Annotated in this window: 2 protein-coding genes; both read left to right on the top strand. The window is 36.4% G+C overall.

What is annotated here, in order from left to right; genetic code table 11:
• On the top strand, nt 1–198 hold a 198-nt coding region (locus tag E1171_RS01700), incomplete at its 5' end, for a SnoaL-like domain-containing protein (RefSeq protein WP_343031278.1).
• Between the two features lie 264 nt (nt 199–462).
• A complete protein-coding gene (locus tag E1171_RS01695; RefSeq protein ID WP_155203450.1) occupies nt 463–1,614 on the top strand; it encodes a CapA family protein in 1,152 nt (383 codons plus the stop codon).
• The last annotated feature ends 39 nt before the right edge of the window (nt 1,615–1,653 follow it).

Raw genomic sequence — 1,653 nt, 5'->3', positions numbered from 1 at the left:
AAATTTATGGAAAATATAAAGTCCTTTAACGCAGCTGAGGTAAAAAACTGTAATTGTGTGGGAAATACGGCTATGGTGGAGTGGTCAATGGATGTTACCTTCAGAGATGGAAATAGGAAAAAATTGAACCAAGTGGCGGTGCAAACCTGGAAAGGAGATAAAATTGTGAACGAACACTTTTATTATGACCCAAGATAAGGGGATTTAATCCCTTAGTTACAGTATTGCCCATACTGTTTAATATAGGCTGGTCTTTTAAGGTCAGCCTTTTTCATGAGACAATCTAATTAATTGAGAGTTGAAAAAATGGCAAAAAACAAAAGGGGTCATTAGAAATTTATAGGGATAGGGAAAAATAATAGATTAAGCCCTTTTAGCTTTTCTGTAGTAATTATTAATAATTGAACTTAAAACTGAACTTCAAATGCTTATTTGTAACGATAAATTCATCCTCAAAAATCGATGGCAGTCTCAAGGTTTTTAAGAGAAAAATCAAGTGAAGTTGCTCCTATTACCCTATTTTTATGTGGTGATGTTATGACTGGCAGGGGTATTGATCAAATATTACCTCACCCTTCCAACCCCCAAATACATGAGTCATACCTGAAAAGTGCTAAAGGGTATTTGGAACTAGCAGAAAATGCAAATGGACAAATCCCTTGGCCTGTCGATTACAGTTACATATGGGGAGGAGCCTTAGCTGTTTTGGACCAATTTCATCCAGATTTAAGGATCATTAACCTGGAAACAGCAGTAACTGCAAGTGATGATTTTTGGAAAGATAAAGGAATAAATTACAGGATGAGTCCGGCTAATGTAACTTGCCTGACTCAATTAAAAGTCGATGTCTGCGCCTTGGCCAATAACCATTTGCTGGATTGGGGGTATTCTGGTCTGAAGGAAACCATTAGTACATTGAATGGAGTAGATATTAAGACAGTAGGAGCGGGTTCAAGCCTTCAAAAAGCTCAGGAACCCTTGATTATTGAGGTGAGCAAAAAAGGAAGAGTGGTGATTTTTGCTTATGCCATGACCTCTAGTGGAGTTCCCTCTATTTGGGCCGCATCTGAAAAAGAAGCCGGAATAAATTTTTTAAAAGATTTTTCTTCCGAATCCTTGTTAGCCATTAAGGAAAACATTAATAAGGTTAATAAGAAAAAGGGGGATATTTTACTGTTTTCTATTCACTGGGGAGGAAACTGGGGATACCAGATTTATTCAGAACAAAGACAATTTGCTCACCAATTAATTGATGAAATGGGAGTTGATATCATTTATGGTCATTCAAGTCATCATATAAAGGGCATAGAAGTATATAAAAATAAACCGATTCTTTATGGCTGTGGAGATTTTATAGATGATTATGAGGGGATTAGGGGATATGAAGAGTTCAGAGATGATTTGTCATTGATCTATTTACTCACTATGGAGCCCTCCACGGGTTACCTTTTAGAGCTACGGATGGTCCCTATGCATACAAAACATTTTAAAATTAATCGAGCTTCAAAATCAGATACAGATTGGCTAGAAGAAGTGCTTTCTAGGGAAGGTAAACCACTTGGAACCAGTGTATTCAGAAATGAGGAAAATACCTTTTTTCTGGAATGGAGATAAGGTTTCCGTTAGAATATAAAATTTTTCAGCTTTGAAAAA

This window comes from Xanthovirga aplysinae (assembly GCF_009711365.1).
Classification (GTDB): domain Bacteria; phylum Bacteroidota; class Bacteroidia; order Cytophagales; family Cyclobacteriaceae; genus Xanthovirga; species Xanthovirga aplysinae.
The sequence above is the reverse complement of the archived record's forward strand: the minus strand, read 5'-3'. Positions and strand labels throughout refer to the sequence as shown.

Coding starts and splice junctions, on each gene's coding strand:
- E1171_RS01695 (WP_155203450.1), top strand. CDS start 463: ATGGCAGTCTCAAGGTTTTTAAGAGAAAAATCAAGTGAAGTTGCTCCT.